At 47.4% G+C, this 9,481-nt stretch carries 9 protein-coding genes; 3 read left to right on the top strand and 6 right to left on the bottom strand.

Annotated features, from left to right (window positions below; translation table 11 throughout):
• The coding region (locus PUZ33_RS21840; RefSeq protein WP_131729156.1) for an IS3 family transposase at positions 1-108 on the top strand (108 nt) is incomplete at its 5' end.
• On the opposite strand, the gene PUZ33_RS21835 is transcribed toward PUZ33_RS21840, so the two are convergent.
• The 4 genes from PUZ33_RS21835 to PUZ33_RS21820 form a co-directional block, all read right to left on the bottom strand.
• On the bottom strand, positions 105-1,499 hold the full coding sequence (locus tag PUZ33_RS21835; RefSeq protein ID WP_337995333.1) for an ATP-binding protein: 1,395 nt from the start codon (positions 1,497-1,499) through the stop codon (positions 105-107). The two genes, PUZ33_RS21840 and PUZ33_RS21835, sit on opposite strands and share 4 nt — an antisense overlap.
• On the bottom strand, positions 1,499-3,622 hold the full coding sequence (locus PUZ33_RS21830) for a transposase (protein WP_252107858.1): 2,124 nt from the start codon (positions 3,620-3,622) through the stop codon (positions 1,499-1,501). Before PUZ33_RS21830 ends, PUZ33_RS21835 begins: the two co-directional genes overlap by 1 nt.
• Positions 3,609-4,451, bottom strand: coding sequence for a TnsA endonuclease N-terminal domain-containing protein (locus PUZ33_RS21825; protein ID WP_000090707.1), 843 nt, complete (start codon positions 4,449-4,451; stop codon positions 3,609-3,611). Before PUZ33_RS21825 ends, PUZ33_RS21830 begins: the two co-directional genes overlap by 14 nt.
• Positions 4,452-4,593: 142 nt before the next feature.
• On the bottom strand, positions 4,594-5,796 hold the full coding sequence (locus PUZ33_RS21820) for an NAD(P)/FAD-dependent oxidoreductase (protein WP_044159598.1): 1,203 nt from the start codon (positions 5,794-5,796) through the stop codon (positions 4,594-4,596).
• Positions 5,797-6,024: 228 nt separating this feature from the next.
• On the opposite strand from PUZ33_RS21820, the gene pitA reads away from it, so the two are divergent.
• Positions 6,025-7,524, top strand: a complete 1,500-nt coding sequence (gene pitA / locus PUZ33_RS21815; protein ID WP_013099193.1) for an inorganic phosphate transporter PitA — start codon at positions 6,025-6,027, stop codon at positions 7,522-7,524.
• 54 nt (positions 7,525-7,578) lie between these two features.
• Here pitA and uspB read toward each other — a convergent pair whose 3' ends face one another.
• A complete protein-coding gene (gene uspB / locus PUZ33_RS21810) occupies positions 7,579-7,914 on the bottom strand; it encodes a universal stress protein UspB (RefSeq protein ID WP_003861224.1) in 336 nt (111 codons plus the stop codon).
• A gap of 282 nt (positions 7,915-8,196) precedes the next feature.
• Here uspB and uspA point away from each other — a divergent pair, with 282 nt between their 5' ends.
• Positions 8,197-8,634, top strand: coding sequence for a universal stress protein UspA (gene uspA, locus PUZ33_RS21805; RefSeq protein WP_003861223.1), 438 nt, complete (start codon positions 8,197-8,199; stop codon positions 8,632-8,634).
• 91 nt (positions 8,635-8,725) lie between these two features.
• Here the strand turns inward: uspA and rsmJ are convergent, their stop codons facing one another.
• Entirely contained in the window at positions 8,726-9,478 is a 753-nt protein-coding gene (rsmJ, locus tag PUZ33_RS21800) for a 16S rRNA (guanine(1516)-N(2))-methyltransferase RsmJ (protein ID WP_058680832.1), read from the bottom strand.
• Positions 9,479-9,481 lie beyond the last annotated feature (3 nt).

Raw genomic sequence — 9,481 nt, 5'->3', positions numbered from 1 at the left:
GATTACATCGAAATGTTTTATAACAGTAAGCGTCGGCATGGTTCTAGCGAACAGATGTCACCGACAGAATATGAAAACCAGTATTATCAACGGCTCGGAAGTGTCTAGATTATCCGTGGCGATTCAGTTCTGTTGATAACAAGATCGTGGTCAAGAGACAGTATTTTCTCGTCGAAATTGCGCAAAACCTCGTCTATTTTTCCTACGAATTCCTTGTGCTGTGGCCTGTCTATATCCCCAGGGATCAAAGACTTTAGGGACTTCTCTGCCATGATTTTAGCCGAAGCATCACCCTCATTAGATGCAGAGAGCCATTTAGCTTCCTCATCTTCAGTCGCGGCCCCCGGGAGTGGAGTATCCTTATATTCCTCCGTATGACTCACGAGTACCGGTACAGAGGCCGACAAGACTGCGCCAGTGATGATTTCATTGCCGCTACCGATAACCTTTAATTGTGCCCCCCGATAAATCATCTGAGCCAATCCAATATTGCCTTTAGATAAAATGAATAATTTTTCGTTTAACTCATCATTTAATGGAGTTTCAACATTTGTCCATTGTAATGGCCATAAATAATGAATAAACGATTGCCAGTCTTGTGAATCGTATCTAACATTCTTAATTTTCATGTAACCACCAGACTCTGCCCGCCTGGCAATTCTCATTTTCTTTGTCAGCGTCTCGTCAAAAGGATGATTTCCACAAAAAACCATAGATACCCCCATGGAATCTACAATTTCATGTAAAAAATCAATCAACTTACTCTCACCCCCGGTTCTTGAAAATTTAAGCCTCTGCATTTCATCAATAACAAGGATACCCAAAAATGATGATTTAATTCTTTGTGCAATCTGGCGAGCCAGAGCACCATTTCTAATCTCAGGTGTAGTTCGTTCAATACCAATTGCATCATCTAATTTTTGTAAAATCTCTTCACAAAGGTCTCTCACACTTGAATTGTATGGACAATTAATCTTTACCCATACAATTTGCTTACTGAAGCCGGGAAAAACTCCTTTATAGCTGCTGTGTTCTATAATCTGAGGGAAATGATCCATGACTTGCTCAATCATGGTAGTTTTTCCAGAACCACTCATTCCAACTATCGTAATAGTTTCAGCCTGGGATTTAAAATATCCACTTTCTGGCTCAATATCAGGACGCTCATTTCCATAGTAATGAAGATATTGAATTGTTCCGCTTTTTAAAGGATTACGAGCTGCATAGCTTTCCCTAAGTGCCCGTAAGATCATCTTATAAGCCTGGATAAGATTGGTTTGAGGGCAACGGAATTTCTTTATACGTTCGACATACTGCTCTCTAACATTCGCCGGGGCAGTCCAGCGGATTTTTTCGTCAATTTCGGGGAAATAACTCATTTCCAGAAGTACTTCATCTTCCGTAAGCGCTTCAGGAAGTGCTTCAATTAAGGGATTGCCACGATACTCAGGTAACTCCTGTTCTTTATATATCGCTGAAACGCGCCGTATAAGATTCATTATTCTGCGTCCTCAGTCTTCTTCTTACCTTTTAACCATCTTTGTTTCTCCTCCCGGCCAGGCAAAAGCAGAACATTACTGGATGAAGGAAGTAGGGGTTCAGATCTTCCATTAGCAACATGAGTTCGCCCTAATGAATCAAGTTCATTTTTCCTGTTCTTTTTAATATCTTTACCATGTACCCGGCGAGATTCGTATATTTCATTTAATCTTTCGTTACCTTTCCTGTTAAATTCATCTTTATTATTGATATTGCTGAGCGAATCCAGAGTAAATAAATTAATTTCTTTTTGAGTATCTACCCAATCAGCCATTACATCTGTATCAAGATGAGCTTTCCCTTTAAATACATCTCTTTTCTTAAGTAGGTAATGTTTTTTGAAAATGCTATTTTTGTCAAATCTTACATATATATAATCTACGCAATTGTCATCTATTCTTGCTTCACAAGTGGTTCTTCCAAATACTCTGACACCTGATGCAATTTCAGGATCACATTCATAAAAAAGATTATTGTACTGAATCCCACCGGCGGTAATGTTAGCGTTCACAGGGATTAACAATCGTGCGATCACTTCGTCGGCCCCAACGGCTCTTGCGCTGAATCTCCCGTGCTTTAAGCTTATCATCCAACTATTTTTTGGTGATATTACGAGATCATTTTCAATCAGTAAGGGATTGATATAAGCCAGTTCCTCATACGTTCTCTGATTATGTGCAAGTATCTCCCGAATCAGTAAAGACGTGACCTCCTGAATCGTTAAACAAGCCCTGGATTGCGGTGTTGGCTCTCCTTTAACAATCTTTCCCCTTCGTGTTGTTCCAATAAGCCTATGAATAACCTCATCATTCAGAATGCCGAAACAGCGTTCAACAATGCTTTTTCTGTCGCCTCTACCGACTGGCGCAAACTCAAGTTTTGTCAGGGGGGTCATCTCTTCCTGAGGTTTAAGACCAATCATCTCCCCGTTGTCACACATCAATGTTAATGGAATGTGAGAACAAGGCCAATCATCATCAGTAATAGAGATTCCAAATAATCTACAATATTCTTTTTTTGGCATAAAGCAATTTGCTAACGCTTGTCGGGCGGCTCGCCATGAAGCATGGTATAAAGAAACATGAAGGCCAACAATCATTCTTGTTGCACGATCCACCACTGTATAAATAGTAGGACGCCCAATGACTTTTCGTCTGTTTAAACTCGAAATAAGATGTACATCAGCGACAGTTGAGTCTATTTCGAAAACATCACCCGGCAAAACAGTTGTATTAGCCACACTACCTAAAAGCGCCCGCATTTTGAGGTCTATTTCTTTTTTCGTGTTCTTCTTATTTATCGAGAAATCTTTAGTGAAGAGTTTTTTATTCCAGTATGAAAATTGTTTTAAAGAAGGAACATATGGAGCTCTATTTTCTAGGTTTGCTGTTTTAATTTCATCCCTAAAATACAAATCAATATGTCTCTCTAATGTTTTCTTTATCGTATCTCCGTTAACTTTATAATGATACGTAATGAGAGATTTTCTAATATTATTTATATCTCTTTCATTAAGAATGAAAACACGTGATCGTTCATTAGGTAATGCTCTGTTTTTTTTGGAATTCCCAAGTTTAATTTCATGTTTGATTTTACTTTTCCCAGCGGCGCCACAGTTCGAGAATGCGGGTAGCAATGCATAAATATCCTGCCCATGTCGCCAATACAACGCCAGAAGCGTTCTGATAGTATATTGTGATATTTTTTTATTTCTTGAGTAATCCATTAAAAGGTGCGACTTTTTATGTAATGCATAGTCGAACAGAAACATTCTGTCATCTACAAGATCTTTAATGATATTGTAATTTTCATCTCGCCTTCCTCTGTCTTTATCTGTTAATTCTTTCTCATCTACTAACATATATGAAGGATATATATAATCTTTACAAGTTATGCTATTTGATTCAATATAATATTTAAACATTGAAAATGAGAAAGGGATTGGCTTACCCGTTCTTTCTGATTTTATTTTAAACAAAATTAACAAATCGACCTTTCTGTCAAAATCCAAAACACGGTAAAGTCCCTCTGCAAGCAAATCAGTGCCTTGAGAGAGCCAGACTGAATTCCTAATAATATCCATTTGCGTTCAGTCCTATATAGTGGTCATTGGAAATTATCTTTATCAGACCGGTTTCGAGTATTGGATATGATAAATCAACATTTATCATTTTTAATCCAATCATTGCCTGCAATAACATCATCGCTTCTTGTGCATCTACCCCAAAGATTGATGAAATCATTGCACGTAGTCCTACTATGGGATAAACATCTGGTTTAAGCTTCCATAGGATTTTATCAAGAGGATATTTATCATAAAATTCAGAACCATCTCTTAATACAGAAGTAGCCCAGCAAATGTTTTTACCGACGACGTTATTGAGTTCCGAGCCAACATAAATTTGAAACTCAACATCAATCAACTGCCAAAACATCCTCTCTATTTCAAGTTTTTGGGCTTCGCGTTCAGGTATGCTCTCGTTATGTTTTACTGCTATAGCTTTGTATCGAAGTCCGCCTTCAGGAGTTCTCAAGGTCAGTAAAAAATCGGTTGTCATAACATTCAGAACTTCGACAGGTACTCCTCTTACTCCCCTCACCATAGGATGTTGAAAATGTAGATGATTTGCTATTTGTTGGGTAAGCCGGAGAGGAAAGAGTGGGAATTGTTCCCGGATATCAATCACCGAGTCATTAAACTCAGCCAGATAGAAAAAGTTACTTTCGACAGAAGAAAGGAGATGATGGTTTCGAAACGTCTTAAGGCCAAAGACTATCGAACGGTTTCCACGGGATTTAACGTCCTGAGCTCTAAGCCAGGGCTGATAACTTTGGCCATAGCCCACTCCTATGCCGTCACCTAGCGCATTTTCATAATCCAAATAGGATTTGAGACGCCTACCCCTAGCCATGATCGTACCCTAAAAACGACATTGATACGTACCTATATGTGCATTTTATAGTCTCCAACCCTATAACCACACATTCAGTAAGTATACAACATTAGCGTCGTTTTTTGAGAATGGTTACAACTTTAGTGCTTTGTGTACAACTTTATTGTCCTCGGACATCGGCCAGCGCCTGCGCACACGCCCAGGCACTGGCCCACGCCCACTGGAAGTTATACCCGCCCAGCCAGCCGGTCACATCCATCACTTCACCGATGAAGTAGAGGCCCGGCACGTTGCGTGCCTCCATCGTGCGCGAGGAGAGCTCATTCGTGTCGACACCGCCCAGCGTGACCTCCGCCGTGCGGTAGCCTTCGGTGCCGTTGGGCTGCACGCGCCAGTTTGTCAGGGTCTCTACCAGCGTCTCCTGCTCGCGGCTGTTAAGCTGCTTAAGGGAAACATCCGGGATCTGCCCTAACCCCTGCAAACACTCTACCAGACGCTTCGGCAACTGCATCGCGAGGGTATTTTTCAGGCTCTGATTCGGGTGCGCCGCACGCTGTTCGTTGAGGAACGCATCCAGATCGCACTCGGGCAGCAGGTTAACCGTGACGAACTCGCCCGGCTGCCAGTAGCTGGAGATTTGCAGCACCGCCGGGCCGGAGAGGCCGCGGTGGGTAAAGAGCAAGTTTTCGCGGAACACCGTTCCGTCTTCGGCGGTAATAACGGAAGGAACAGAAACGCCAGACAACGTCTGAAGCTGTTCCAGAAGCGGTTTGTGCAGAGTAAAAGGAACCAGTCCCGCACGCGTTGGCAGCACCTTCAGGCCAAACTGCTCGGCAATTTTGTAGCCGAACGGCGAGGCGCCCAGCCCCGGCATCGACAGACCGCCGCTGGCAATGACCAGGTTATCGGCGCTGACGCTTTCGCCGTTGAGCTGCAGCGTATAGCCCTGCTCGTCGCGGGATACGTCCAGCACCTCCGTACGCAGGCGCATTACCACGCCGCCCTTCTCGCACTCGGCCACCAGCATATCGACAATCTGCTGCGCGGAGTCGTCACAGAACAGCTGCCCCAACGTCTTCTCATGCCACGCGATACCGTGCTTACCCACAAGATCGATAAAATCCCACTGGGTATAACGCGCCAGCGCAGATTTACAAAAATGGCGGTTCTGGCTCAGATAGGCCGCAGGTTCGACATACAGGTTCGTAAAGTTGCAGCGCCCGCCGCCAGACATCAGGATCTTGCGCCCAGGCTTTTTACCGTTATCCAGCAGCAGCACGCGACGACCCGCCTGTCCGGCCATCGCCGCACAAAACATACCCGCCGCACCGGCGCCAATTACCACGGCATCAAACCTTTCCACGTCAAAACCCTCTTTGTTCACTGCCGCGGATTGTAAAGTTTCCTCTGTGGTCACACCAGCGTAAAAAGATATTACAAAGCCATTTCATTGAAATTTAAAGAATATCCTTTCAGGCACTTTTCCCAAATCAGGTGGTATGTCAAAAAAAGTCTATATTTCACTTTGCCCGCCGCGCATTTGTCCTGGATAATGCGCCGCGTTCATGTCCTCAAAATGGCGTAACGTCCTATGCTACATTTGTTTGCCGGCCTGGATTTACATACCGGGCTTTTATTATTGCTTGCTCTGGTTTTTGTACTGTTTTACGAAGCGATCAACGGCTTCCACGACACTGCAAACGCAGTAGCAACGGTTATCTACACTCGCGCAATGCGATCGCAACTGGCGGTCGTTATGGCGGCGGTATTTAACTTTTTTGGTGTCCTTCTGGGCGGACTGAGCGTTGCGTATGCCATTGTGCATATGCTGCCAACGGATCTGCTGCTTAACGTAAGTTCTGGCCATGGCCTCGCTATGGTGTTCTCAATGCTGCTTGCTGCAATTATCTGGAACCTCGGTACCTGGTATTTCGGCCTGCCTGCATCCAGTTCTCACACCCTCATCGGCGCCATTATCGGTATCGGGTTAACCAACGCCCTGATGACCGGTACCTCGGTTGTTGATGCGCTTAACCTGCCTAAAGTACTGGGTATTTTCGGTTCTCTGATCATCTCCCCTATCGTCGGTCTGGTGGTTGCGGGTGGATTGATTTTCATCCTGCGTCGCTACTGGAGCAACACGAAAAAACGTGCGCGTATCCACCTGACGCCAGCAGAGCGTGAGAAGAAAGACGGCAAGAAAAAGCCACCATTCTGGACGCGTATCGCCCTGATCATTTCCGCCATCGGCGTGGCCTTCTCTCACGGCGCGAACGACGGGCAGAAAGGCATCGGTCTGGTGATGCTGGTTCTGATTGGCGTTGCACCGGCGGGCTTCGTGGTTAACATGAATGCCTCCGGTTATGAAATCACCCGTACCCGTGATGCGGTCAATAACGTTGAAACCTATTTCCAGCAGCACCCTGAACTGCTGAAAAAAGCGACCGGCGTTGACCAGCTGATCCCGTCGCCTGAAGCGGGTGCGACCACCGCGCCGGGCGAGTTCCACTGCCACCCGGCAAACGCGATTAACGCGCTGGAACGTGCAAAAGGCATGCTGGGCGATATCGAAAGCTACGACAAACTGGCCGTTGAACAGCGTGGTCAGCTGCGTCGCATTATGCTCTGCATCTCTGACGTGACCGACAAAGTCGCGAAGCTGCCAGACGTAAATGCTGACGACAAGCGTCTGCTCAAGAAACTGAAAAGCGATATGCTCAACACCATTGAGTACGCGCCAATCTGGATCATCATGGCTGTCGCGCTGGCGCTGGGTATCGGTACGATGATTGGCTGGCGTCGTGTGGCAACCACCATCGGCGAGAAGATCGGTAAGAAAGGCATGACCTATGCGCAGGGCATGTCCGCGCAGATGACGGCGGCGGTCTCTATCGGTCTGGCAAGCTACACCGGTATGCCGGTCTCCACCACCCACGTCCTCTCTTCGTCCGTGGCAGGTACCATGATTGTTGATGGCGGCGGTCTGCAACGCAAAACCGTGACCAACATTCTGATGGCCTGGGTGTTTACGCTTCCGGCGTCTATCCTGCTCTCGGGTGGGTTGTACTGGATTGCGCTGAAGCTGATTTAATCGGCTGAAGGCGACAAAAAAGCGGGTCAGGAAACTGACCCGCTTTTTTTATGCTCAGTGCCAAATCATTAAGGCAATCATACTGACGACGACCAGGCCACACAGGGCGCTGGTCAAAATGAACTGGCGACGCAGGCGCTCGCAGCGGCGGATAAACTCTTCATCGTGATGATCCCGGTAGCGCTGGTAGTAGATATACCCGACCAGGCGCATCTGTTTGCTGGGCTGTCCATGCGAGGTGAAGAACCCTCCACCGTCCACATACTGATAAAGCAACGGATCGCAACCACGAAGTACCACTAACAGCGCACGTAACGATGAGAAGTAGCGCGCCATATTCACTATGCAAACTACGCATAACGCCCAAAACAATGCGACGGTGCTAATCATACATCCTCCCCGGCGTCCGCCCACGAAGCAAGGCTTCTGAGCTACCGCACCCCAATGCCCTGACAGACAGTTCAGTGAAAGAATGACCAAAAGTCGATCCGGTTCGCGTTTTAATATCCGAACGGTTCATTAAATAGTGTAGGAGATCCGTTAATTTTTTTGCCACAAGGTTAATCGTTATCAACACCAAAGCTTGAAAAATATGTTTAACTGGGCCGTAATGAAAGCATCAGACGACGGCTTTCTGTTTAGTCATCGATAACTTAAGGAAGGAGTAACACTATGGCTTACAAACACATTCTCATCGCGGTAGACCTCTCCCCGGAGAGCAAAGTGCTGGTTGATAAAGCAGTATCCATGGCACGCCCTTACAACGCGAAAGTTTCGCTGATTCACGTTGATGTGAATTACTCCGACCTTTACACCGGTCTGATCGACGTGAATCTCGGCGATATGCAAAAACGCATCTCCGAAGAGACACACCACGCCCTGAGCGAGCTGTCCACCAACGCAGGTTACCCGATCACTGAAACCTTAAGCGGTAGCGGCGATCTGGGCCAGGTGCTGGTCGATGCGATTAAGAAATATGATATGGACCTGGTGGTTTGCGGTCATCACCAGGACTTCTGGAGCAAGCTGATGTCCTCAGCGCGTCAGCTGATCAATACCGTTCACGTGGATATGCTGATTGTTCCGCTGCGTGACGAAGAAGACGAGTAAGTGCAAAAAAGCCCGGTGGCGCTAACGCTTACCGGGCCTACAAATGGCACTGAACGTAGGCCGGGTAAGGCGAAGCCGCCACCCGGCTTTTTTATTCCGGCGTACCCGAATAAATATCAAACCGGTGCCCTTTGGTGGTCACCGCATTGGTCGTCGCAACGTCCGCCAGCGGCGGCGCGTAGTCCGGGCGTTTCACCACCACCCGCTTCGTTGCAAGCTGACGGGCAGGCTCAAGCAGGCCGTCCGCATCCAGATCCGGCCCCACCAGCGACTGAAACACCCGCATCTCTTTTTTCACCAGCGCGCTTTTCTGCTTATGCGGGAACATCGGATCGAGATAGACCACCTGCGGGCGCGGGGTGATATCGGTCAACGCCGTCAGGCTTGAAGCGTGGATCAGCTGTAAGCGTTCCTGCAACCACGGGCCAATTTCCGGGTCCGTGTAGCCACGGGTCAGGCCGTCATCCAGCAACGCGGCCACCACCGGGTTGCGCTCCAGCATCCGCACGCGGCAGCCGACAGACGCCAGCACAAACGCATCGCGCCCCAGCCCCGCCGTGGCATCCACCACATCCGGAAGATAGCTCCCTTTGATGCCGACGGCTTTGGCAACAGCCTCACCACGTCCGCCGCCAAACTTGCGCCGGTGCGCCATCGCGCCCCCGGCAAAATCGACAAAAATCCCGCCGAGTTTCGGTTCGTCGCGTTTACGTAATTCGAGATGCTCTGGCGTCATCACCAGCGCCATCAGGTTTTCTTCATCGTGCTCCAGCCCCCAACGGGCGGCCAGAACAGATAAGGCGCCGTCTCCGGCGCCTGTTTCATCCACTAAGCAGATCTTCACGTA

This window comes from Enterobacter cloacae complex sp. 2022EL-00981 (assembly GCF_028737495.1).
GTDB lineage: Bacteria > Pseudomonadota > Gammaproteobacteria > Enterobacterales > Enterobacteriaceae > Enterobacter > Enterobacter cloacae.
The sequence above is the reverse complement of the archived record's forward strand: the minus strand, read 5'-3'. Positions and strand labels throughout refer to the sequence as shown.